Source organism: Mesorhizobium sp. LCM 4577, assembly GCF_001854795.2.
Taxonomy (GTDB): Bacteria; Pseudomonadota; Alphaproteobacteria; order Rhizobiales; family Rhizobiaceae; genus Mesorhizobium; species Mesorhizobium plurifarium.
In genome coordinates, this window is sequence record NZ_MDDU01000012.1 from 100,958 (window position 1) to 125,014 (window position 24,057).

At 63.9% G+C, this 24,057-nt stretch carries 22 protein-coding genes; 14 read left to right on the plus strand and 8 right to left on the minus strand.

All coding sequences use genetic code 11. From position 1 onward, the window contains the following. Positions 1-8: 8 nt before the first annotated feature. Positions 9-1,262, minus strand: a complete 1,254-nt coding sequence (tyrS, locus tag LCM4577_RS15020; protein ID WP_071071982.1) for a tyrosine--tRNA ligase — start codon at positions 1,260-1,262, stop codon at positions 9-11. A gap of 338 nt (positions 1,263-1,600) precedes the next feature. Here tyrS and LCM4577_RS15025 point away from each other — a divergent pair, with 338 nt between their 5' ends. Together LCM4577_RS15025 and LCM4577_RS15030 are read left to right on the plus strand one after the other, a co-directional pair. Then, complete coding sequence (locus LCM4577_RS15025) at positions 1,601-3,244, plus strand: glycosyltransferase family 39 protein (protein ID WP_071071984.1); 1,644 nt, start codon at positions 1,601-1,603, stop codon at positions 3,242-3,244. Between the two features lie 47 nt (positions 3,245-3,291). Further along, positions 3,292-4,161: a phosphatase PAP2 family protein gene (locus LCM4577_RS15030; protein WP_083354732.1), complete on the plus strand. Its 870-nt coding sequence runs from the start codon at positions 3,292-3,294 to the stop codon at positions 4,159-4,161. A 27-nt stretch (positions 4,162-4,188) separates the two neighbouring features. On the opposite strand, the gene LCM4577_RS15035 is transcribed toward LCM4577_RS15030, so the two are convergent. After that, positions 4,189-4,863, minus strand: coding sequence for an alpha/beta hydrolase (locus LCM4577_RS15035; protein ID WP_040981311.1), 675 nt, complete (start codon positions 4,861-4,863; stop codon positions 4,189-4,191). A gap of 260 nt (positions 4,864-5,123) precedes the next feature. On the opposite strand from LCM4577_RS15035, the gene LCM4577_RS15040 reads away from it, so the two are divergent. The 8 genes from LCM4577_RS15040 to sufA all read left to right on the plus strand — a co-directional run bounded on the left by LCM4577_RS15040 (position 5,124) and on the right by sufA (position 12,552). Beyond that, positions 5,124-6,284 carry a cysteine desulfurase family protein gene (locus LCM4577_RS15040; protein WP_071071986.1) on the plus strand — a complete coding sequence of 387 codons (1,161 nt, stop codon included), beginning with the start codon at positions 5,124-5,126 and terminating at the stop codon, positions 6,282-6,284. A gap of 190 nt (positions 6,285-6,474) precedes the next feature. Next, entirely contained in the window at positions 6,475-7,992 is a 1,518-nt protein-coding gene (gene sufB, locus LCM4577_RS15045; RefSeq protein WP_040981308.1) for a Fe-S cluster assembly protein SufB, read from the plus strand. Continuing rightward, positions 7,989-8,228: a hypothetical protein gene (locus LCM4577_RS15050; RefSeq protein ID WP_071035261.1), complete on the plus strand. Its 240-nt coding sequence runs from the start codon at positions 7,989-7,991 to the stop codon at positions 8,226-8,228. The genes sufB and LCM4577_RS15050 overlap by 4 nt, the downstream gene beginning before the upstream one ends. A 33-nt stretch (positions 8,229-8,261) precedes the next feature. Continuing rightward, positions 8,262-9,017 carry a Fe-S cluster assembly ATPase SufC gene (sufC, locus tag LCM4577_RS15055; protein WP_071071988.1) on the plus strand — a complete coding sequence of 252 codons (756 nt, stop codon included), beginning with the start codon at positions 8,262-8,264 and terminating at the stop codon, positions 9,015-9,017. Between the two features lie 25 nt (positions 9,018-9,042). Next, positions 9,043-10,323: a Fe-S cluster assembly protein SufD gene (gene sufD / locus LCM4577_RS15060; RefSeq protein WP_071072024.1), complete on the plus strand. Its 1,281-nt coding sequence runs from the start codon at positions 9,043-9,045 to the stop codon at positions 10,321-10,323. Between the two features lie 105 nt (positions 10,324-10,428). Further along, the gene (locus LCM4577_RS15065) at positions 10,429-11,670 is read left to right on the plus strand and encodes a cysteine desulfurase (protein WP_071071990.1); all 1,242 of its coding nucleotides are present in this window, start codon (positions 10,429-10,431) and stop codon (positions 11,668-11,670) included. Between the two features lie 5 nt (positions 11,671-11,675). Then, a complete protein-coding gene (locus LCM4577_RS15070) occupies positions 11,676-12,068 on the plus strand; it encodes an SUF system Fe-S cluster assembly protein (RefSeq protein WP_040982329.1) in 393 nt (130 codons plus the stop codon). Between the two features lie 103 nt (positions 12,069-12,171). Further along, positions 12,172-12,552: a Fe-S cluster assembly scaffold SufA gene (sufA, locus tag LCM4577_RS15075; RefSeq protein ID WP_041000813.1), complete on the plus strand. Its 381-nt coding sequence runs from the start codon at positions 12,172-12,174 to the stop codon at positions 12,550-12,552. A gap of 18 nt (positions 12,553-12,570) precedes the next feature. On the opposite strand, the gene LCM4577_RS15080 is transcribed toward sufA, so the two are convergent. Together LCM4577_RS15080 and LCM4577_RS15085 are read right to left on the minus strand one after the other, a co-directional pair. Beyond that, on the minus strand, positions 12,571-13,029 hold the full coding sequence (locus LCM4577_RS15080) for a RidA family protein (protein WP_071035264.1): 459 nt from the start codon (positions 13,027-13,029) through the stop codon (positions 12,571-12,573). Between the two features lie 78 nt (positions 13,030-13,107). After that, positions 13,108-13,605 carry a GFA family protein gene (locus tag LCM4577_RS15085; protein ID WP_071071991.1) on the minus strand — a complete coding sequence of 166 codons (498 nt, stop codon included), beginning with the start codon at positions 13,603-13,605 and terminating at the stop codon, positions 13,108-13,110. A gap of 89 nt (positions 13,606-13,694) precedes the next feature. Here LCM4577_RS15085 and LCM4577_RS15090 point away from each other — a divergent pair, with 89 nt between their 5' ends. Then, positions 13,695-14,018, plus strand: coding sequence for a TfoX/Sxy family protein (locus tag LCM4577_RS15090; protein ID WP_041008713.1), 324 nt, complete (start codon positions 13,695-13,697; stop codon positions 14,016-14,018). A 219-nt stretch (positions 14,019-14,237) separates the two neighbouring features. Here the strand turns inward: LCM4577_RS15090 and LCM4577_RS15095 are convergent, their stop codons facing one another. Together LCM4577_RS15095 and LCM4577_RS15100 are read right to left on the minus strand one after the other, a co-directional pair. Next, on the minus strand, positions 14,238-15,155 hold the full coding sequence (locus tag LCM4577_RS15095) for a pseudouridine-5'-phosphate glycosidase (protein WP_071035266.1): 918 nt from the start codon (positions 15,153-15,155) through the stop codon (positions 14,238-14,240). A 38-nt stretch (positions 15,156-15,193) separates the two neighbouring features. Further along, a complete protein-coding gene (locus tag LCM4577_RS15100) occupies positions 15,194-16,147 on the minus strand; it encodes a carbohydrate kinase family protein (protein WP_071035267.1) in 954 nt (317 codons plus the stop codon). A 383-nt stretch (positions 16,148-16,530) separates the two neighbouring features. On the opposite strand from LCM4577_RS15100, the gene recA reads away from it, so the two are divergent. Then, positions 16,531-17,628: a recombinase RecA gene (gene recA / locus LCM4577_RS15105; RefSeq protein WP_071035268.1), complete on the plus strand. Its 1,098-nt coding sequence runs from the start codon at positions 16,531-16,533 to the stop codon at positions 17,626-17,628. A 433-nt stretch (positions 17,629-18,061) separates the two neighbouring features. Further along, entirely contained in the window at positions 18,062-20,731 is a 2,670-nt protein-coding gene (gene alaS / locus LCM4577_RS15110; RefSeq protein ID WP_071071992.1) for an alanine--tRNA ligase, read from the plus strand. A gap of 207 nt (positions 20,732-20,938) precedes the next feature. On the opposite strand, the gene LCM4577_RS15115 is transcribed toward alaS, so the two are convergent. Continuing rightward, positions 20,939-21,574, minus strand: coding sequence for a glutathione S-transferase family protein (locus LCM4577_RS15115; protein WP_071035270.1), 636 nt, complete (start codon positions 21,572-21,574; stop codon positions 20,939-20,941). Positions 21,575-21,742: 168 nt separating this feature from the next. Then, entirely contained in the window at positions 21,743-22,954 is a 1,212-nt protein-coding gene (locus LCM4577_RS15120; RefSeq protein ID WP_071071994.1) for an NADP-dependent isocitrate dehydrogenase, read from the minus strand. Positions 22,955-23,162: 208 nt separating this feature from the next. On the opposite strand from LCM4577_RS15120, the gene LCM4577_RS15125 reads away from it, so the two are divergent. Further along, entirely contained in the window at positions 23,163-24,011 is an 849-nt protein-coding gene (locus tag LCM4577_RS15125) for an RNA methyltransferase (protein WP_071035272.1), read from the plus strand. Positions 24,012-24,057 lie beyond the last annotated feature (46 nt).

The following is a 24,057-nucleotide window of genomic DNA, read 5'->3' on the forward strand; positions in this document are numbered from 1 at the left end:
GCGGCCGATCAGCTCGGCCGCACCAGCACGTGCTTCTTCTTGCCGAGCGAAAGCTTCACGACGCCTTCGGGACCGAGATCCTGAAGCGTGACGACGCGGCGGTCGTCGGTCAGCGGCTGGTCGTTGACGCGCACGGCGCCGCCCTGGATATGCCGGCGCGCTTCGCCGTTCGAGCCGGCCAGCCCGGCGCTCACGAACAGCGCCAGGATGCCGATGCCGGATTCGAGATCCGATTTGGCCACTTCGATGCTGGGAAGCGTGTCGGCGAGCGCGCCTTCCTCGAAGGTCTTGCGCGCGGTCTCACTCGCCGTCTCTGCCGCCTCGCGGCCGTGCAGCATGGCGGTGATCTCGGTGGCGAGGATCTTCTTCGCCTCGTTGATCTCTGAGCCGCCGAGTTTTTCCAGGCGCGCGACTTCGTCCAAGGGCAGGGTCGTGTAGAGCTTCAGGAAGCGGCCGACATCGGCGTCCTCGGTGTTGCGCCAGTACTGCCAAAACTCGTAGGGGCTCAGCATGTCGCCATCGAGCCAGACCGCGCCGGAAGCCGACTTGCCCATCTTGGCGCCGGACGAGGTGGTGAGCAGCGGCGTGGTCAAGGCGAAGAGCTGCACCCCCTCCATGCGGTGGCCGAGATCGATGCCGTTGACGATGTTGCCCCACTGGTCCGAGCCGCCCATCTGCAGCCGGCAGCCGACGCGCTTGTAGAGTTCGACGAAGTCGTAGGCCTGCAGGATCATGTAGTTGAATTCGAGGAAAGACAGCGACTGCTCGCGGTCGAGCCTGAGCTTCACGCTATCGAAGGCCAGCATGCGATTGACGGAGAAATGCCGGCCGACATCGCGCAGGAAGTTGACGTAGTTGATCTGCATCAGCCAGTCGGCGTTGTTGACCATGACCGCGTCGCCCGGACCGCTGCCGAACTTCAGGTAAGGCGCGAAATTGCGGCGGATGCCGACGAGATTGTCGTCGATGTCCTGCGGAGTCAAAAGCTTGCGCGCCTCGTCCTTGAAGGACGGGTCGCCGATCATCGAGGTGCCGCCGCCCATCAGCGCGATCGGCCGGTGGCCGGTCTGCTGCAACCAGTGCAGCATCATGATCTGGATCAGCGATCCGGCATGCAGGCTCTTCGCCGTGGCGTCGAAGCCGATATAGGCGCTTACCGTTTCCTTGGCGAAAAGCTGGTCGAGGGCCGATTCATCCGAAATCTGGTGGATGAAGCCGCGCTCGCTCATGATGCGCAGGAAATCGGATTTGAAGGCGGACATTTTTTCTTCCTGGAGGTCGCCGGGCACTTTGGCCATGCTGGATATGAAGGCGCGCGTTTAGCATCCAAGCGCGATCAGCAAAAGTGGTTTCCCGGTTTTGCGTCCGATCGCGCTTCAACCAACAAACACGCCGTTAGCAAAAGTGGTTTCCGGTTTTGGTTGCGTGGGGCAGCCGTCCTTGCTTCACCTTTCCTGCTGGCGTAATGAAGCGCCGCGCAAATCAATGACATGGAGCATGATGTCGTCCGAAAACCGCTTCGCACTTTTCGGCATCATGCTCTAGACAGGCGCGCCGCGACGGGGCCATCCCGCAGTTTCAGATCGGACGAGCTCCCGCGATGAACAGGAACTACCTCTTCCTCTTTCTGTTCAGCATCGTCATGACCGTCAGCGGGCTGGCCAGCCTGCCGCCGGTGGATCGCGATGAATCCCGCTTCGTCCAGGCGACCAAGCAGATGGTCGAGACGGGCGACTATGTCGATATCCGGCTGCAGGACGTCACGCGCTACAAGAAGCCGATCGGCATCTACTGGCTGCAGTCGGCGGCGGTCGCATTGAGCGGCGAGGGGGCCGCGGCGCCGATCTGGGTCTATCGCCTGGTCTCGATGCTGGGCATTGCGCTGGCCGTCGTCGGCGTCGGCTGGACCGGGACAAGACTCTTCGGCGCCAATGCAGGACTGGCCGCCGGCCTGATGATGGCGGCGATCTTCGCTACCGCCTTCGAGGGGCGTGACGCCAAGACCGACGCGATGCTGCTCGCCTGCTGCGTGGCGGCGCAAGGCGCGCTGGCGCAGGTCTATTGGGCCTCGAAGCGCAATGAACCGGTTCCCGGGCATCTGCCGTGGATCTTCTGGGTCGCGCAAGGGTTGGGCATCCTCATCAAGGGGCCAGTCTCACCGCTCTTGTCGCTGCTGACCGCCGCGGTCCTCTTTGCCTTCGACCGCGACTGGCGCTGGCTGCTGAAGATGAAGCTGGTGCGCGGCGTCGGCATCGTGCTGGTCATCGTGCTGCCTTGGCTGATCCTGATCACCTGGAAGAGCGGCGGCGCCTTTTTCCAGGAAGCGGTCGGCAAAGACATGCTGAACAAGGTGGCGCAGGGCGAGGAGTCGCACGGCCTGCCGCCCGGCTTCTATATGCTCACCTATTCGCTGTTCATGTGGCCCTTCGGGCTGATCGCGGTCGGCGCCGGGCTGCAGGCGATCAACCGGTTCTGGGACGATCCGCGATTGCGCTTCTGCCTGGCCTGGTACATCCCGTTCTGGCTGGTGTTCGAGGCGATCCCGACCAAGCTGCCGCATTATGTGATGCCGGCCTATCCGGGCATGGCGCTCCTGATCGGCTGGCTGCTCACCTTGCCGGCGGACCAGGCCAACGCGCCGCTCAAGCGCTGGCAGACATGGCTGTGGTGGGCGACGGCTTTCGGTGTCGTCGTCGTGTCGATCGGATTGGCCGTGGTTTGCGTCGGCGCGCCGCTCTATCTCGCCAGGACCTTCTCCTGGTGGAGCATACCGGCGGCGATCGTCGCTCTGGTCACCGGCTATCTTGCCTTTCCGCGGCAGTTGCAGGTGCCGCTTCCGCGCATCGGCGCGATCGCGGCCGGCGCCGGCATCACGTTCAGCCTGCTGTTCGGCGTCATCGCGCCGTCACTGAAGCCGATCTGGCTGAGCCCCGCCATCAAGGCTGCCGTCGACGCCAACCGGCTTTGCGACACCACGGTGCTCGCCTCGGCGAAATTCCAGGAGCCGAGCCTTGTCTTCCTGGTCGGCACCAAGACGGTGCTTACCGACGTCGAGGGGGTGGCGCGGCACCTGCTTGACGACCCGTCCTGCGCGCTTGGGCTGGCGCCGGTCAAGGATGAGCAGAAGCTTGCCGATGTGCTGACCGCCCAGGGCAAATCGGCCAAGCGCCTGACCGAGATCGACGGCATCAACTATTCGTCAGGAGACAAGCTGTCGCTCGGGCTTTACCGGGTGGCTCCGTGATGAATAGCGTCAGGCGTCGAATGTCCGTATAAGCACGCGCTAAAGCCATGTCCGTAGCGCCTCTTGCCCTTTATCGCCGCTCGCTCGGCAATTTCCGCGACACGATGTCGATCGTGAAGCGACGCTTTGCCGTGCGCCCGGCGCGCTATCCGAGAATTCTATGGAGCGTCTGGCTCATAGCCTGGGTGCTGCTCACCGTGGCGAGCTTCCTGCGTCTCGACGCCGGCGCGGGCGAGATGCGCGGTGAATGGTCGCCCGGTTTTGTGCGCTTCACCGATTTCTTCACGCAGTTTGGCCTCGGCGGCTGGTACCTCATTCCAGCGGCGCTCTGCCTCGTCATCGCCAATCTGACGGATTGGCGCGGCCTGTCCCGGCAAGGCCGGATGCTCGTCTACAACTGGACGTGTTTCGCCTTCCTGGTGCTCTGCGCCGTGGGCCTGTCCGGTCTCGCGGTCAACCTGTTGAAATACGGCATCGGCCGGGCCCGGCCGCTTTATTTCGACAGTTTCGGCGTGCTCTCGCTGCATCCCTTCGCCATGGATGCGCGCTTCGCCGGCTTTCCGTCAGGCCATGCCACGACGATGGGCGCGGTGTTCGGTATCCTGCTGCTTTTGTTTCCGCGCCGCTGGTATATCGCGTTGGCGGTCACCGCCTGCGTCGCCTCGACACGCGTCTTCGTTGGCGCACACTATCCGAGCGACACGGTCGCGGGCTTCGGCCTGGGGCTGGCGTTCGCGGCGCTCTCGGGGCTGGTGTTTGCCCGGCTCGGTTTCATCTTCGGCCAGACAGGCTCGAAACTGCCGGTGCGCAAACGGACATTCCGGCTGGGGCCATTCCGCGCACCGAGAAGTCGGATGTCGATGGCCGGTCCGGTCGAGGCCGGCGGGATTGGCGCCGACCGAACCCAGACTCCTTAAGGCGCCTGGGCTGGCGGTTTTCTGTGCTTAGCGCAGCCGCTTCGGCCGCGGATCGGCAAGCTCGCCCGCCAGGCGGCGGTCCAGATAGTCGGCGCATTCCTGGATCAGCTGCTCGGTGTCGTTCGCGAAGAAATGGTTGGCGCCGGGCAGCGTCTTCTGGGTGATGGTGATGCCCTTTTGCGTGTGCAGCTTGTCGACCAGGCCCTGCACGTCCTTGGGCGGCGCCACCTTGTCGGCATCGCCGTGGATGATCAGGCCGGATGACGGGCAGGGCGCCAGGAAGGAAAAATCATAGGTGTTGGGCTGCGGCGCGACAGAGATGAAGCCCTCGATCTCCGGCCGGCGCATMAGAAGCTGCATGCCGATCCACGAGCCGAAGGAATAGCCGGCGACCCAGCAGCTCTTGGAATCCGGATGCAGCGACTGCACCCAGTCGAGCGCCGCGGCCGCGTCGGACAACTCACCGGTGCCGTGGTCGAATTCGCCCTGGCTGCGGCCGATGCCACGGAAATTGAAGCGCAGCACGGTGAAATCGCGCTTCTGGAACATGTAGAAGAGGTCGTACACGATCTTGTTGTTCATCGTGCCGCCGAATTGCGGGTGCGGGTGCAGCACGATGGCGATCGGGGCGCTCTTTTCCTTCGAGGGCTGATAACGTCCCTCCAGGCGACCAGCCGGACCGGCGAAAATGACCTCAGGCATAAAATACTCCACGTGGCATATGAATACGCTAGCCCGGAACTCTTCGGCCCAACTCCGCTGCGGCCCACCTGTGGCCTTGACGCCGGGCGAGCGTCTTCCTAGAAGCTAGTTTAGAATGGTTCAAAACTGGGAGGCCGAAACCCGATGGTTCGGGCCGCCCGCGCCGCAAGCCGGGTAAATAGGACGGCTTGCCTTGCAATTTCAAGGAAATAACGCGCTATCCTCGCGGGATAGTTGGCGGAAGGACGAACTGAGCGAAAATGGCCGCACCCCGCGCCTATCTCGACTACAACGCCAGCGCGCCGCTCATTGCGGAAGCGCGCGCGGCGATGGTCGCAGCGCTCGACGCCGCCAACCCGTCATCGGTCCACACCGAAGGGCGCGCCTCGCGCCGCCTGATAGAGGATGCGCGCCGCGACGTGGCCCGGCTGGTCAATGCCAGGCCCGAGCATGTCGTCTTCACCTCCGGCGCCACCGAGGCCGCCTCGACGCTGCTTACGCCCGACTGGCAGATGGGACGCGGCGCCATCCGCATGAGCCATCTCTACGTCTCCGCCGCCGACCATCCCTGCATCCTCAATGGCGGACGCTTCGCGGCCGCGCAGGTAACGAGGATCGGCGTCGACCGGAACGGCGTTGCCGATCTCGATGCGCTTGCCGCCGCGCTCGCCGCGCATGACAAGGCCGCCGGCCTGCCGCTGGTGGCGATCCACGCCGCCAACAATGAGACGGGCGTGATCCAGCCGGTCGGTCGCATCGGCGAAATCGTCAAGGCCGCCGGCGGGGTGCTGGTTGTCGATGCCGTTCAGGCTGCCGGGCGGATTCCGCTCGATATGTCGGGCACTTATGCCGATTATCTGATCCTGTCCTCGCACAAGGTCGGCGGCCCGAAGGGTGTCGGCGCGATCATAGCAGCGTCCGATCTGATGATGCCGCGGCCGCTGGTCAATGGCGGCGGCCAGGAGAAGGGCCATCGCGCCGGCACGGAAAACGTCGCCGGCATCGCCGGTTTCGGCGCCGCCGCGAGGGCAGCGCTTGCGGGTCTCGCCGAGATGGAGACCATCGCGCGCCGGCGCGACGAGATCGAGGCCATCGTGACCGAATTGGCGCCCGACGCGGAAATCTTCGGAAATGCCGCTCCAAGGCTTGCCAACACGACATTCTTCGCTATTCCCGGCATCAAGGCCGAGACGGCGCAGATCGCTTTCGATCTTGCCGGCGTCGCCCTGTCGGCGGGCTCGGCCTGCTCGTCGGGAAAGGTCGGGCCAAGCCATGTGCTGAACGCCATGGGCCATGGCGACAGCCTGGGCGCCCTGCGCGTCTCGATCGGCGGCGCGACCGGCGCCGAGGAGATAGAGGCCTTCCGGGCCGCGCTGGCGAGCATCGTCGCGCGTCGGGCGGGCAAGGAAGAAGCCGCCTGACGGCGGCGAAGACGAATTCAGGCCTTGCGGCCTGGTAGAGTGGTGCGTTTTGTCCTGGCCGGGTGAATTTTCGGCGGACACGCACTATATGGAGCTTACTCCGCTGCGCACCCTCGCCGGGACGCGATCACAGCGGTGCCATAGTTTGAAAACTGCCGGGCCTTGACCCCGGCGTGGATGGAGAACGCTTATGCCTGCTGTGCAGGAGACGATCGATCGAGTCCGAAAGATCGACGTCGACCAGTATAAATACGGATTCCAGACAGAGATCGAGATGGACAAGGCCCCCAAGGGCCTTAGCGAGGATATCATTCGCCTGATCTCCGAGAAGAAGGGCGAGCCGGACTGGATGCTGGAATGGCGTCTAGGGGCCTATCGCCGCTGGCTGACGCTGGAAGAACCGACCTGGGCGCGCGTCCACTATCCGAAGATCGACTTCCAGGACATCCACTACTACGCCGCGCCGAAGAGCACGCCGGGCCCGAAGTCGCTGAGCGAGGTCGATCCTGAACTGCTCAAGGTCTACGAGAAGCTCGGCATTCCGCTCAAGGAGCAGGAAATCCTGGCCGGCGTGCAGAAGCCCGCGGCCGCCGACGAGGACGAGATCGGCGACAATGTCTACAAGTCCGGCCGCGTCGCGGTCGACGCCGTATTCGATTCCGTCTCGGTGGTCACCACCTTCAAGGAAGAGCTCGCCAAGGCGGGCGTCATCTTCTGCTCGATCTCGGAAGCGATCCGCGAGCATCCGGAGCTGGTGCAGAAATATCTGGGCTCGGTGGTGCCGACCTCGGACAATTTCTACGCGACGCTGAACTCGGCCGTGTTCACCGACGGCTCGTTCGTCTTCGTGCCAAAGGGCGTGCGCTGCCCGATGGAGCTGTCGACCTATTTCCGCATCAACGAGAAGAATACCGGCCAATTCGAGCGCACGCTGATCATCGCCGAGGAGGGCGCTTACGTTTCCTATCTCGAAGGCTGCACGGCGCCGCAGCGCGACGAGAACCAGCTGCATGCCGCCGTGGTCGAGCTGATCGCGCTCGACGATGCCGAGATCAAATATTCGACGGTGCAGAACTGGTACCCCGGCGATGCTGAAGGCAAGGGCGGCATCTACAATTTCGTCACCAAGCGCGGCGACTGCCGCGGCGATCGCTCCAAGATCTCCTGGACGCAGGTCGAGACCGGCTCGGCCATCACCTGGAAATATCCGAGCTGCATCCTGCGCGGCGACGATTCCTCGGGCGAGTTCTATTCGATCGCGGTGTCGAACGGCTACCAGCAGGTCGACTCTGGCACCAAGATGATCCATCTCGGCAAGAACACGTCGAGCCGCATCATCTCCAAGGGCATCGCGGCCGGCTTCTCGCAGAACACCTATCGCGGCCAGGTCTCGGCGCATCGCAAGGCGACCAACGCGCGCAACTTCACCAATTGCGATTCGCTTCTGATCGGCGACCAGTGCGGCGCGCACACCGTGCCTTACATGGAAGCCAAGAACGCGACGGCCAAGTTCGAACACGAAGCGACGACGTCAAAGATTTCCGAGGACCAGAAGTTCTACGTCATGCAGCGCGGCATTCCGGAAGAGGAAGCAATCGCGCTGATCGTCAACGGCTTCGTCAAGGACGTCATCCAGCAACTGCCGATGGAGTTCGCCGTCGAGGCGCAGAAGCTAATCGGCATCAGCCTTGAAGGTAGCGTCGGATGACCGGAGATAAGTGGTTCAGGCCGAAGCGCTACGGCTATGGCGCGGCACCCGACAATTGGAAAGGCTGGGCTTTTGTGATCGCCTGGATCCTGATTGCTGTCGCGCTGTCGGTGGGTCTGATCAATCTCGGTGCGCCTGCTTGGCTGATCATCCTCATCGTGGGTGCCCTGACGGGTGCAACCATCCCGCTCATCAAAGCCAAGACGGACGGCGACTGGCGCTGGCGTTGGCATTGAATTTGAGCGGACAGATTTTGGAACGGAACGAAAATGCTTGAGATCAAGAATTTGCATGCCCGCATCGTCGATGACGGCACCGAGATCATCCGCGGCCTGAACCTGACGGTGAAAGCCGGCGAGGTCGCCGCCATCATGGGGCCGAACGGTTCGGGCAAATCGACGCTGTCCTACATCCTCGCCGGCCGCGAGGACTATGAGGTGACCGAGGGCGACATCTTCTACAACGGCCAGTCGATCCTGGAAATGGATCCGGCCGAGCGCGCCACCGCCGGCATCTTCCTCGCCTTCCAGTATCCGATGGAGATACCGGGCGTGGCGACGATGGAATTCCTGAAAGTGGCCATGAACGAGCAGCGCAAGGCGCGCGGCGAGGAGCCGCTGAAGGTGCCGGAATTCCTCAAGCGCGTGAAGGAAGCGGCGGCTTCACTCAGCATGGACATGAACATGCTGAAGCGGCCGCTCAATGTCGGCTTCTCCGGCGGCGAGAAGAAGCGCGCCGAGATCCTGCAGATGAAGCTGCTCGAGCCGAAACTCTGCGTGCTCGACGAGACCGATTCCGGCCTCGACATCGATGCGCTGAAGATCGTCTCGGACGGCGTCAACGCGCTGCGTTCGCCGGACCGCGCCATCGTGGTTATCACCCACTACCAGCGCCTGCTCGAGCACATCGTGCCCGACTCGGTGCACGTGCTCTACAAGGGCCAGGTCATCAAGTCGGGCGACAAGTCGCTGGCGCTCGATCTCGAGGCCAACGGCTATGCCGGCGTGATCGGCGAAGCCGCGTGAGATGGGAGCGGTCGAGGCAAGAACGATGAACATGCACGCACAGCCCCAGCGGACATTGGCCGAGACGGCGCTGATCGATGCCTTCGGCGAGCGGCTGTCGCTGCTGCCCGGCGACGGCGCGGTGATGGTCAAGCGCGACGACGCGATCGAGGCGATCAAGCACGGCCTGCCGACGCGCCGCGTCGAATCCTGGCACTATACAGACCTGCGCCGGCTGCTGACCAAGGTGCCGGCTTTCGAAGCTGGAGCCGTGGCCAAGGCGCTGGCGCCGATCCTTGAAGGATCGGCGGTGCTGCCGGTGCTCAACGGCGTCTCCAACGCCAAGACCCCGGAGATCGAAGGCGTCACGGTGCAGCGCCTCTCGGAAAAGCTGACTGACGGCAGCGTGGCACCCGGGCTCGATCCCTATGGCAGCGACGACGCGATCGGCGCTTTGAACACCGCCTTCGTCGCCGACGGCTATTTCGTCGACATCGCCGACGGCGCCGTGCTGGAAAAGCCCGTCGAATTGCAGAACCTGCAGGCCGGCGGCCAGTCGCATGTGCGCCTCCTGGCGCGTGTCGGTGCCGGCGCCAAGGCGATCATCGTCGAGCGCCAGGCGGGCGAGGCCAGCGAAGACGGCGAGGCGCTCGTCTCTTCGGTCAGCCAACTCGTGGTCGGCGACGGCGCGGAAGTGACCTGGCTGATCGTCCAGGAGCAGCCGGACACGGTCACGCATCTCGCCCAGTTCAAGGCGCATATCGGCAAGGATGCCAAGCTGACGCTGTTCGTGATGAACGCCGGCGGCAAGCTGGTTCGGCAGGAGGTGGTCGTCAGGACGACGGGCGAGGGCGCCGACTTCAAATTGCGCGGCATCAATCTTCTGGCCGGCGACACGCATACCGACACCACCATGGTGCTCGACCACGCCGTGCCGCATACGACCTCGACGGAAGTGATCCGCAACGTCGTGACCGGCAAGGCGCGCGGCGTGTTCCAGGGCCGCATCAACGTGCATCAATACGCGCAGAAGACCAACGCCAAGATGGCCTGCAACACGCTGCTTCTGTCGGATGACGGCGAGTTCTCGACCAAGCCGGAGCTGGAGATCTTCGCCGACGACGTCGTCTGCGGCCATGGCGCGACCGTCACCGAGATCGACCACAACCATCTGTTCTACCTGATGGCGCGCGGCATCGACGAGAAGTCGGCGCGAGGCCTTCTGGTCAAGGCGTTCGTCGCCGAAGTGATCGAGGAACTGGACGACGAGGCGCTGGTCGAAGCGCTCGAAGAGCGGCTCGACGGCTGGTTTTCGACGCACGGCTAGCGGGCTTCCCCTTCTCCCCTTGTGGGAGAAGGTGGATCGGCGCATAGCGCCGAGACGGATGAGGGGTGCTGGACGGAATGAGGCGCTGCCTCGGAAGAGCTTGTGATGGACCAGAAGATCGAAACCACTCCCTATGACGTCGAGGCGATCCGCCGCGACTTCCCGATCCTGTCGCGCCAGGTCTACGGCAAGCCGCTGGTCTATCTCGACAATGGCGCTTCGGCGCAGAAGCCGCAGGTGGTGCTCGACACGATCCAGCACGCCTATTCCCAGCAATACRCCAACGTCCATCGCGGCCTGCATTTCCTGTCGAATGCCGCGACCGACGCCTATGAGAACGCGCGCAAGTCGGTGCAGCGGTTTCTCAACGCGCCGAGCACGGACACAATAGTCTTCACCTCCAACACCACCTCGGCGATCAACACCGTCGCCTATGGCTGGGGCATGCCGCGGATCGGCGAGGGCGACGAGATCGTGCTGTCGATCATGGAACACCATTCCAACATCGTGCCGTGGCATTTCATTCGCGAGCGGCAGGGCGCCAAGCTCATCTGGGTGCCGGTCGACGATCTCGGTGCTTTCCACATCGAGGAATTCGAGAAGCGCCTGACCGACCGCACCAAGCTCGTCGCCATCACCCAGATGTCCAACGCGCTGGGCACGGTGACGCCGATCAAGGAGATCGTGCGTATCGCGCATTCGCGTGGAATTCCGGTTCTCGTGGACGGCAGCCAGAGCGCAGTCCACATGCCGATCGACGTGCAGGATCTCGACTGCGATTTCTTCGTCTTCACCGGCCACAAGGTCTACGGCCCGTCAGGCATCGGCGTGCTCTACGGCAAGAAGGACAGGCTGGAAGAGATGCGCCCCTTCATGGGCGGCGGCGAGATGATCGAGGAGGTGACGGAAGACATCGTCACCTACAACGAGCCGCCGCACCGTTTCGAGGCTGGCACGCCGCCGATTGTGCAGGCGATCGGCCTGGGCGCCGCGCTCGATTACATGGAAAAGGTCGGCCGCGAGCGCATCGCGGCGCACGAGGCGGATCTGAAGGCCTACGCGCATGAGCGGCTCAGGGCGATCAACTCGCTGCGCATCTTCGGTGACGCGCCCGGCAAGGGCGCCATCATCTCGTTCGAATTGCAGGGCATCCACGCGCATGACGTGTCGATGGTGATCGACCGGCAGGGCGTCGCTGTCCGTGCCGGCACGCATTGCGCCCAGCCGCTGTTGAAACGCTTCGGCGTCACCTCCACATGCAGGGCATCGTTCGGCATGTATAATACCAGGGCCGAAGTCGACGCTTTGGCCGAGGCGCTGGAAAAGGCGCGAAAGTTCTTCGGGTGATGATCATGGACGATGCAAGCGCGACCGCAGAGACTGTTCCGGAAACGGCCGGCAACGGCATCGTCTCGGCCTCGGCGATCCCCGCCGACGAGCTGGCGCGGCTGACCGACGACATCGTGTCGGCGCTGAAGACGGTCTACGACCCGGAAATCCCGGCCGACATCTATGAGCTCGGTCTCGTCTACAAGATCGACATCGAGGACGACCGGTCGGTCAAGATCGACATGACGCTGACCGCACCGGGCTGCCCGGTGGCAGGCGAAATGCCCGGATGGGTCGAGAACGCCGTGGGCGCCGTCGAAGGCGTGTCCGGCGTCGAGGTCTCAATGGTGTTCGACCCGCCTTGGACGCCGGACCGCATGTCGGAAGAGGCGCAGGTCGCGGTCGGGTGGTACTAGGCAAGCATAGGCTGGCGCACTTGCGCCGGTGGTAAAACTTCACCATTTTAGGTGAGAATCATTCGGCGGGCCTTGAACCTGCAGGGAATGGAGAAGGAAGAATATGGGACGCTTCGCCGTCATCACGATGACCGAAAAGGCCGCCGACCGCGTGCGCGAGATCGTGGCTGCGCGCGACAACGCGCATGGCATCCGCCTCGGCATCAAGAAGGGCGGCTGCGCCGGCATGGAATACACCGTCGATCTGGTGACCGAGCCGAACCCCAAGGACGACCATATCGAGCGCGACGGCGCGCATGTCTATGTCGCGCCGGAAGCGGCGCTCTTCCTGTTCGGCACCGAGATGGATTTCGAGCAGACGACGCTGCGCACCGGCTTCACCTTCAAGAACCCGAACCAGAGCTCGGCCTGCGGCTGCGGCGAATCCGTCGAATTGAAGCCGGCCGATCTCAAGGCGCTCGCCGAGGCACGCGCCTCGGCCTGAGGAATTGCCCGGCGCTGCTCAGTCCGGCAGTGCGGCGATCACAACAAGCTCGACAACAAGATCGGGCTGCGCCAGGGCGGCGACGCCGATCACTTCCGATGGCGGCGGGTTGTTGTAGCTGCAGTGCTTCGGGCAATGCTCCGCAAAAAAATCGTCCAGCACGTCCAGGCGGAAGTTGGGTGAGCTGAGAACGCCGCCGGACGGAAAAGGCCCTTTGACGTAGAACGTCACCTTGACCAGGTGGTCGAGCGAGCTGCCAAGCTCCTCCAGATCCGACTTGATGTTCGCAAGGATTTCGCGCCACTGCGTTGCCGCGTCTCCGACAGCGCCGCCCTGGTGTTTCGACGGATCGTAGTCGTCGACGGTGGCGGTGTTGCCGGACAGAAAAACATATCCCTTCGCATCCGAGACGACCGTGCCCTTGCCCCAGGGCATCAAACGATCGCCCTTGAATTTCTTGTGCGTCGTGAGGTTCATTTCGGCCTCCTGTCGCCAGATGGTTGTCTTGACGCAATTCCGGTCGGAAAACCGCTGCGCACTTTTCCTGGAATTGCTCTAATCCACCCACATCCCCGTCCGCTTGTGCCAGTCGGCGATCGATTCCTCCGGATAGACGTCGAACACCTTGTCTTTTCTGCCGACCACGGGCTCGACCCAGTTCGCCTTGTATTTCAGCATCAGATGCACCTTTTCCGGCGGTTTCGGCAGGTCGGTGTCGATCGCCGAGGCGAAAGGATGCACAAGCTCCGGCCAGGTCGGGTCGTAGAGCCAGAGCGCCGAGCCGCATTTGCGGCAGAAATTGCGCTCGCCGGTCGAGACCTCGCAATGCGGGTGCTCGTCATCCTCGATCTCGGCGCGGTAGACGCCGAGGCTGCGCTTGCCMCTGATATCAAGCGTCTCGTAATCGGCGCCGAGATTGATGGCGAAACCGCCGCCGCCCTGCTGCTTGCGGCAGATCGAGCAGTAGCAGAGCATGAACGGCACGGGCGTGTGGCTTTCCACCTCGAAGCGGACGGCGCCGCAGCGGCAGGAGCCTTTGAGCAGGACGGGCATGGCGGGAACTCCGTTTCCAGGTTTTAATCTGTCAGCATGCTTTTGGTTGCGGCAATGACAAGGCCGATGCCGGATGAGATGATCGCGGCATGGACAATACGCGCCTTGAAGAACTGTTCGAAAGCCTTGGCCCGATCGGCATCCGCAAACTGTTCGGCGGCAAGGGCATCTATTGCGACGGCGTCATCGTCGCGGTCGTCGTGCGCGGCGAGCTGATGCTGAAGGCGGACGAGGAGAGCATCCCCGACTTCGAAGCCGCCGGCTGCACCCGGTGGACCTATACCGGCTCGCGCCACGGCAAGGCCGTGGCGATGCCCTATTGGAGCGTGCCGGACAGTGCCTTCGACGATCCCGATGAAATGGCGGTGTGGGCACGGCGGGCTTATGAGGCTGGACGAAGGGCGGGGAAGTGAAACTTAGAATGCTGGCGGGACAGCACCCCCTCTGTCCTGCAGGACATCTCCCCCGCAAGGGCGGAATTGGATGTCGCCCCGGCTTTCGCTAATCGCCAACGTTGAAGAGAAGAGCCGGCGGCTGAGCTGCTGATCTTCCCCTTGCGGGGGAGATGGCCGGCAGGCCAGAGGGGGGTGTGAGGGAAACTCGGCCTTTGCGGTTGGCGGGAGCCGCGCGTGCTACAGCGCCTTCGCAATCTCCGCCGCCAGCCTCGCATTGTTCTCGACCAGCGCGATGTTGGTCTTGAGGCTGCGGCCGCCGGTGAGTTCAAGGATCTTCGATAAGAGGAACGGCGTCACCGCCTTGCCGGTGACGTTCTGCGCCTCGGCCGCCTTTTGCGCGGCCTCGATATAGCCGGCCATTTCGTCGGCCGGGATTTCGTCATTCTGCGGCACCGGATTGGCGACCAGGATGCCGCCGCCCAGGCCCAGCGCCTGGCGCGTTCGGTAGAAATGGGCGATGTCTTCAGGCCCATTGAGGGTCAGCGGTGCGCGGAAGGGCGATTGCCTGGACCAGAAGGCGGGCATGGTCTCGCTGCCATGGCCGATGACCGGCACTCCACGCGTTTCCAGCACTTCCAGCGTCTTTTCGATGTCGAGGATCGCCTTGGCGCCTGCCGAAACGACGATGACCGGCGTGCGCGCCAGTTCGTCGAGGTCGGCAGAGATATCGAAACTCTTTTCGGCGCCCTTGTGGACACCGCCGATGCCGCCGGTGGCGAAGACTTTTATGCCGGCCATATGCGCGGCGATCATGGTGGCCGCGACCGTGGTGCCGCCCGTGCGCTTCTGAGCGACCGCGAAGCCGAGATCGGCGCGCGACAGCTTCATGGCGTCGCCCGTCATGGCGAGCGATTCGCGTTCGCCGTCCGACAGGCCGATCTTGATGCGGCCGTCGACCACGGCGATCGTCGCCGGCACCGCGCCGCCGTCGATGATGATCTGCTCGACCTTGGCCGCCATGGCGCCATTGTCGGGGTAGGGCATGCCATGGGTGATGATGGTCGATTCCAGCGCCACCACGGGCCGCCCGGCGGCAAGCGCTTCCGCCACGGGCGGATGGATATCGATGAAGGGACGGGCGGCTTGCGGCGTCATGGCTGTCTCCGACAAGGAGGAACTAGATTGTCGGTGCCCTATGCCACCTCCCGTGCCTCCGGCACAAGGGCAAGCGCTTGGCCGAAGTTGGCAGTCGTGAAGGACGGCACGGCCTCTGGGCTCTCGATGGCGAGCATTGCCGCCGCGACGCCCTCGCGCAGCGCGGCGCGCAGCGGCAGGCCGCGCAGCAGGGCGGCGACCGTCGCGCCGGTCAGGGCGTCGCCGGCGCCGGTCACGTCGGCGACCCGGCGCGGCGCGGGCGGGTCGATTTCAAAGATGCCGGTGTCGTCGAAGCCCAGCAAGGGGGCGCTGCCGGCGGTAACCACGCCGGCGTTGAGGCCACCCCGCCTGAGCGCACCCACAAGGGCTTTGCCCGACAGTTCGGCAGCTACCAGCGCGGCGGCTTCGCGGCGGTTCATGAAAAGCAGCGACAGATCGCCGAGCAGCGGCGACAGGCGAACGACCTTGGCCGGCGAGACGGCGATGGCGAAGACCGGTCGGCCGCCGGCCTGCGCCACCAGGCGCTCCAGCGCCGCCGTCGGCAGATTGGCGTCGCACAGGATCGCGTCGGCGGCGGCGATCGCCTCGCGCACCTTGGAACGCCTCATCTGCTTGGGAAAGGCGAGGTCGTAGAGCGCCATGTCGGCCAGCCCGACGATCAATTCGCCCTCGGCGTCGATCAGCGCCGTGTAGCTCGGCGTCGTGCGGTCGAGGAACACGACCGAGAGGTCGGTGATCCCGGCGCTGTCGATCGCCGAGGCGACCGTTTCGGCCGCCGCGTCGCCGCCGCGCACCGAGATCAGCGAGGCCGACACGCCGCGCTTCACCACGCTGCGCAGCGCGTTGAAGACGACGCCGCCGACATCCTCGCGCATCATGCCGGGGTTGGAGGCGGCCGGCACATAAATGCCCGAGACCTGGCCGCGCCGGTCGATATGGGCGCCGCCGAAAGCCAGGATCGTTGGGGCCAAGATAGTTGGGGATGTCGGCATTTCGGGTCGCTGACTTTCATTGATCGTGCGGCTGCGCACACTAGAGCGGTTCAGCGTTTCACGGAATCGCCGAACCGCTCTAACTCTTTAGTTTTGCGCAATTCCGGACGGAAAACCGCTACGCACTTTTCCTGGAATTGCTCTAGGTTCCCCCGGTCACCCTGCAATCGGGGTCGCGATTCGGGATGGCCGGACATCGAAATCTCTTCTGGACCAGTGGTTGCGCTCCGCACTGCCCCTGGTGAGACAAAAATAGAACAAATCAAGATGTTGATTGTTTTTCAGATACTTGTTGCCCCTTGCCAAATGAGAACAAAAAAGGTACAAATCGGCAGGGATCACGGATTGTCCGGCCTTCATTGACGACCAAGGGGTGATGTATCATGGCTCAGAATACTTTGCGGCTTGTAGAGGATAAGGCAGTGGACAAATCAAAGGCTCTGGATGCGGCGCTGTCGCAAATCGAGCGCGCTTTCGGCAAGGGCTCGATCATGCGGCTCGGCGCCAACGAGCAGGCGGTCGAGATCGAAACCGTGCCAACCGGCTCGCTGGGCCTCGATATCGCGCTCGGCGTCGGCGGCCTGCCGCGCGGCCGTATCGTCGAGATCTACGGGCCGGAAAGCTCGGGCAAGACGACGCTGGCGCTGCACACGGTTGCGGAAGCGCAGAAGAAGGGCGGCATCTGCGCCTTCGTCGATGCCGAGCACGCGCTCGATCCGGTCTATGCCCGCAAGCTCGGCGTCGACCTGGAAAACCTGCTGATCTCGCAGCCCGACACCGGCGAGCAGGCGCTGGAAATCTGCGACACGCTGGTGCGCTCGGGCGCCATCGACGTCCTGGTCGTCGACTCGGTGGCTGCACTGACGCCGCGCGCCGAAATCGAAGGCGAGATGGGCGACGCGCTGCCCGGTCTCCAGGCTCGTTTGATGAGCCAGGCGCTGCGCAAGCTGACCGCCTCGATCTCGCGTTCCAACACCATGGTCATCTTCATCAACCAGATTCGCATGAAGATCGGCGTCATGTTCGGCTCGCCCGAGACGACCACGGGCGGCAACGCGCTGAAATTCTACGCCTCGGTGCGCCTCGACATCCGCCGCATCGGCTCGGTCAAGGACCGCGACGAGGTCGTCGGCAACCAAACCCGCGTCAAGGTGGTCAAGAACAAGCTGGCCCCGCCCTTCAAGGTGGTGGAGTTCGACATCATGTATGGCGAGGGCGTGTCCAAGACCGGCGAGCTCGTCGATCTCGGGGTCAAGGCTGGAGTGGTCGAGAAGTCGGGCGCCTGGTTCTCCTATAATTCGCAGCGTCTCGGCCAAGGTCGCGAGAACGCCAAGCTGTTCCTGCGCGACAATCCGGACACGGCGCGCGAGATCGAGATGGCGCTTAGGCAGAATGCCGGGCTGATCGCCGAGAAATTCCTCGAGAATGGCAGCTCCGAAGGCGGGGACGACGGTTTCGAGGACGAAGCCGGCGCCATGTAGGGCCGGCCCAGGAAGATCGCGCAGCGGTTCCTGTCACGGATTGAGCGAAAGCAATTCGCCGGCTTAGCCGGAGTTCGGCCACAATCCTGGTTTATCGGGTTATGCTTATGTAATCGAGTTCTTGAGTACTGCGTACCCCGAACCGCCGGCCCTCGCGCCGGCGGTTTTGCGTTCTGCGGGTGGTGCTGGGCCGCCGCTCGCCGGCTGATTGGCCCAAAGCGCTTGCGCTGCATAAATTCAGGCGATGCGCTTTGGTCCTTGTTTATGCATGCCGTTTTCCCAAAACCGCTTGCGCACCTGTGGGCGACGTGCCTGTTTCCGTGTTTCTGGACAGGCTCAAGAGCTATCGCTAAAAGGCCCATCTATCTTCTGAAACACCAAAGCCCATTTGCCGCCGGCCGGGCCGGCGGTTCTTGCGAAAAAGGCAGTATCAATGAGTGGCGTGAACGACATCCGGTCGACATTCCTCGACTACTTCCGCAAGGAGGGTCACGAGATCGTCGCCTCCAGCCCGCTGGTGYCGCGCAACGATCCGACGCTGATGTTCACCAACGCCGGCATGGTGCAGTTCAAGAACGTCTTCACCGGCCTGGAGAAACGTCCCTATTCGCGCGCCGCGACCGCGCAGAAGAGCGTGCGCGCCGGCGGCAAGCACAACGACCTCGATAATGTCGGCTACACCGCGCGCCATCTCACCTTCTTCGAGATGCTCGGCAATTTCTCGTTCGGCGACTATTTCAAGGAGCGCGCGATCGAGCTTGCCTGGAACCTGATCACCAAGGGTTTCGGCCTCAAGAAGGACAAGCTGCTCGTCACCGTCTATCACACCGACGATGAGGCGGCAGCTTACTGGAAGAAGATCGCCGGCTTCTCGGACGACCGCATCATCCGTATTCCGACCTCCGACAATTTCTGGGCGATGGGCGACACCGGCCCGTGCGGTCCGTGCTCGGAAATCTTCATCGACCGCGGCGAGCATATCTGGGGCGGCCCGCCCGGCAGCCCGGAAGAGGACGGCGACCGGTTCCTGGAATTCTGGAACCTGGTGTTCATGCAGTATGAGCAGGTGACGAAGGAAGAGCGCATCGACCTGCCGCGCCCCTCGATCGACACCGGCATGGGCCTGGAGCGCATGGCCTCCATCCTGCAGGGCGTCGAAAGCGTCTTCGAGACCGACCTGTTCAAGCATCTGATCGACGCGGCGTCCTCCGCGCTCGGCCAGGGTCCGAACCAGGAGAACGTGGCGTCGTATCGTGTCATTGCCGATCATCTGCGCTCGTCTTCGTTCCTCGTGGCCGACGGCGTGCTGCCCTCCAACGAGGGGCGCGGCTACGTGCTGCGTCGCATCATGCGCCGCGCCATGCGCCACGCGCAGCTGCTCGGCGCCAAGGAGCCTTTGATGTGGCAGCTCGTGCCGGCGCTGGTGCGCGAGATGGGTCAGGCCTATCCCGAGCTGGTGCGCGGCGAGGCGCTGATCACCGAGACGCTGAAGCTCGAGGAAACGCGCTTCCGCAAGACGCTGGTGCGCGGCCTCGGCCTGCTTTCGGACGCGACCGAGACGCTCAAGGCCGGCGACATGCTCGACGGCGAGACGGCCTTCAAGCTCTACGACACTTACGGTTTCCCGCTCGACCTGACGCAGGACGCGCTGCGCCAGCGCAGCATCTCGGTCGACATCGCCGGCTTCACCGACGCGATGGAACGGCAGAAGGCCGAGGCACGCGCGCACTGGGCGGGCTCGGGCGAAGCCGCGACCGAGACGGTGTGGTTCTCAGTGCGCGAGAAGACCGGCGCGACCGAATTCCTCGGCTACGAGACGGAAGCTGCGGAGGGCATCGTCCAGGCGCTGGTCAAGGATGGCCAGGCGATCGATAGCGCCTCGCAGGGCGATGCGGTCGCCGTCGTCGTCAACCAGACGCCGTTCTACGGCGAATCCGGTGGTCAGATGGGCGATACCGGCGTGATCTCGGGCGAGGGTTTTTCGATCGACGTTTCCGACACTCAGAAGAAGGCCGACGGTCTGTTCGTGCATCTGGGCAAGGTGACTGAAGGAACGGTGAAGACGGGTGCCGCCGTCGAGCTCAAGGTCGATCATGCCCGCCGCTCGAAGCTGCGCGCCAACCATTCCGCGACGCATCTCATCCACGAGGCGCTGCGCGAGGTGCTGGGCACCCATGTGGCGCAGAAGGGCTCGCTGGTCGCGCCCGACCGCCTGCGCTTCGACATTTCGCACAACAAGCCGATTTCGCCGGACGAACTCGAAGAGGTCGAGCGCATGGCGAACGAGATCGTGGTGCAAAACAGCCCGGTGACGACGCGGCTGATGTCGGTCGATGATGCGATCGCCGAGGGCGCGATGGCGCTGTTCGGCGAGAAATACGGCGACGAGGTGCGCGTCGTGTCGATGGGTACGGGCCTGCATGGCGCCAAGGCCAACCGGCCCTATTCGGTCGAGCTCTGCGGCGGCACGCATGTCAGGTCGACCGGCGACATCGGCCTGGTGCGCATCCTATCGGACAGCGCGGTGGCGGCAGGCGTGCGCCGCATTGAGGCGCTGACCGGCGAGGCGGCGCGCAAGCATCTCGACGAGCAGGACAGGCGATTGAAGGCCGCGGCGGCAACCTTGAAGATCTCGCCGGCCGACGTGCCGGCGCGCGTCGAGACGCTGCTCGAGGAGCGCAAGAAGCTCGAGAAGGAATTGAGCGAAACGCGCAAGAAGCTGGCGTTGGGTGGCGGCTCGGCGGTTGCCGATGCCCCGGCCGCCAACGAGACGGTCGCAGGCGTCGGCTTCCTCGGCAAGGCGGTCAGCGGCGTGGCGCCGAAGGACCTGAAGCCGCTGGCGGACGCCGGCAAGAAGACGCTCGGCTCCGGGGTAGTCGTCTTTGTCGGCGCCGGCGAGGACAACAAGGCAAGCGTGGTCGTCGGCGTCACCGACGATCTGACCGGCCGCTTCAGCGCCGTCGATCTCGTCCGCGTGGCGTCCGCCGCGCTTGGCGGGCAGGGCGGCGGCGGCCGGCCCGACATGGCGCAGGCCGGCGGCCCCGACGCCTCCAAGGCCAACGACGCGATCGCGGCGGTAAGGGCGGCGCTGGAAGCGGCGTAGGTCGCTTAGCGCAGGCCGGTTCCCGATTCTGCGAGGCTGGCGCTGCCCCTCATCTGGCTGCCGCCATCTTCTCCCCGTTGAACGGGGAGAAGGAGCTGTCATCGCGGCTTTCGCAAATCGTCGGCGTTGCAACTGCTTCTTTCTCCCCGTTTTACGGGGAGAAATGCCCGGCAGGGCAATGAGGGGCGGCGCCGACGGTGAGGAAGTTCACTCGGCCCAAGCGACCTTTTCCGTCCGCGCAAAGCTCGCACGATCAGCGATGCGCGCATACCAATCCCGGATCTGCACGAACCGCGCCAGCAGATCGCGCCCTTCCGCGACCTTGAGAAAGTAGGCCACGATCGGCGCCGCGTGCAGGTCGGCCAGCGTGAGTTGGTCGCCAAGCAGCCAAGGTCCCTTTGCCTTGAGCAATGTCAAAACCTTGAACGCCGTCTCAGCCCGGCGGAGCCCGCCGGCGATCAGCGCCTCGTCCGGCGGCATCTTCTCCAGCCGCTCGACCGCCACGTCCCAGACCATGGCGCGATAACCATAGGCGTCGAGCATGCCGGCGATCTGGCTCATCCGGGCGCGGGCGCGCGCGTCGGCCGGCTGCAGGGCCGGACCGTCGAAGGCTTCATCAACATAGCGAGTGATGGCGCCGGTCTCGAACAGACGAAAACCGTCATGCTCGAGGGCAGGGATGCGGCCGAACGGGTGCAGCTCCAGATACCAGGCCGGAATGCCCTCGGCGGCGAAGATATCGAGCGGGACGAGCTCGTAGCCGACGCCCTTCTCCTCCAGCGTCATCCGCGCGATGCGCACATAGACGCTGTAGTCCGCGCCGTAGAGAGTTGGCTTGGCCATCGATCAGCTCTCCCTTCCGCTCGTCGAAGTACAAAAAACGAAGGCTCCTTTCGGAGCCTTCGACATTGAGGGACTTTGTCACACGGCCCGGCCCTCCGCTATGGCTCCGGGCGTTCGTCACTTGAAAAGCCCATTTCGGGGCTTTTCATGCGCTTCGCGCACCGCTCCTCACCCCATCGCCTTCTGCAAATTCTCGTCGATCTTGTCGAGGAAGCCGGTGGTGGAGAGCCAGGGCTGGTCGGGGCCGATCAGCAGCGACAGGTCCTTGGTCATAAAGCCCGACTCGACGGTCTGGATGCAGACCTTCTCCAGCGTCTCGGCGAAGCGCTTCAATTCGGCATTGTCGTCGAGCTTGGCGCGATGGGCGAGGCCGCGTGTCCAGGCGAAGATCGAGGCGATCGAATTGGTCGAGGTTTCCTCGCCCTTCTGGTGCTGGCGATAGTGGCGGGTCACGGTGCCATGCGCGGCTTCCGCTTCCACCGTCTTGCCGTCCGGCGTCATCAGCACGGAGGTCATCAGGCCGAGCGAGCCGAAGCCTTGCGCCACGGTATCCGACTGCACGTCGCCGTCATAGTTCTTGCAGGCCCACACGTAACCGCCCGACCACTTCAGGCTCGAAGCGACCATGTCGTCGATCAGGCGGTGCTCGTACCAGAGTTTCCGCGCCTTGAATTCGGCCTCGAATTCCTTCTCGTAGACCTCCTGGAAGATATCCTTGAAGCGGCCGTCATAGGCCTTGAGGATGGTGTTCTTGGTCGACAGATAGACCGGGAAGTTGCGCAGCAGGCCATAGTTCAGCGAGGCGCGGGCGAATTCGCGGATCGATTCGTCGAGATTGTACATGGCCATGGCGACGCCGGAGCCCGGCGCGTCATAGACATCGTGCTCGATCACCTGGCCGTCCTCGCCGACGAACTTGATCGTCAGCTTGCCCTTGCCGGGGAAGCGGAAGTCGGTGGCGCGGTACTGGTCGCCGAAGGCGTGACGGCCGACGACGATCGGCTTGGTCCAGCCCGGCACCAGGCGCGGCACGTTCTTCATGATGATCGRCTCGCGGAAGATGGTGCCGCCGAGGATGTTGCGGATGGTGCCGTTGGGCGACTTCCACATCTTCTTCAGCTTGAATTCCTCGACGCGTGCCTCGTCGGGGGTGATGGTCGCGCATTTCACGCCGACGCCCCATTTCTTGATGGCGTTGGCCGAGTCGATCGTCACCTGGTCGTTGGTGGCGTCGCGGTGCTCGATGCCGAGGTCGTAGTATTCAAGCTTCAGGTCGAGATAGGGGTGGATCAGCTTGTCCTTGATGAACTGCCAGATGATGCGGGTCATCTCGTCGCCGTCGAGTTCGACGACCGGGTTCGCCACCTTGATCTTCGCCATGGAAAGAATGCCTCGTTGCTGGGGGATCTGAACGGCCTTGCCCGCATGGTTTCGGCCGGGGATGCGGTGCGTATATCAAAGGCTTTTTCGCCGTGCAAACCGCGATCCGTGCCGGGGCGGAGGGGTGCCGCTGTTGTGAATGCTTCATTTTCCGGTGCGGATGTGGCAGGGGACGCCGAAACGCCGCAAACCCCGGTTACCCATAGCCATGCCAGCCATCGAAGACACAACCAAAACCGCTTCCGCCGGACCGGCGATCATCCTGGTCGAACCGCAGCTCGGCGAGAACATCGGCATGGTCGCGCGGGCGATGGCGAATTTCGGCCTGTCCGAACTGCGCCTTGTCAATCCGCGCGACGGCTGGCCGAGCGAGAAGGCGCGCGCGGCCGCCAGCCGCGCCGACCACGTCATCGACGCAACGAAGGTGTTCGATGATCTGGCCTCGGCGGTCGCCGATCTCAACTTCGTCTTCGCCACGACGGCGCGCGAGCGCGATGGCTTCAAGCCGGTGCGAGGGCCTGTGGAGGCGGGCAGGGCGCTCAGGGCACGTGTCGAAGCGGGCCAGCGCACCGGCATCCTGTTCGGGCGCGAGCGCTTCGGCCTCTACAATGACGAGGTCGCCCTCGCCGACGAGATCGTCACTTTTCCGGTCGATCCCGGTTTTTCCTCGCTTAACATCGCCCAGGCAGTGCTGTTGATGTCCTATGAATGGATGAAGTCCGGCCTCGCCGACGAGACCCAGACCAATTTCTCCGGGCCGGAGCTGACGCCGGCGACCAAGGAGCAACTGCACAGCCTGTTCGCCTATCTGGAGAACGCGCTGGAAGCGCGCGGTTATTTCCGTCCCGAGGAAAAGAAGCCGAAGATGGTCGACAATCTGCGCGCCGTGCTGACGCGCGCGGGTTTTGCCGAGCCCGAGCTCAAGGTGCTGCGCGGCATCATCTCATCGCTGGACAGGTTCTCGCCGGCCATGCCGCGGGGCGATGGCTCGCCCGGGGACGACCCGAGACGCTTGCCCGCCGCCGCGCGAAGTCGTGCCAAAGACCAGGAAAGTTAAAATCGATAAGCTGTGAGCATTTGAAGTAACCGATTTTTATTCGGTT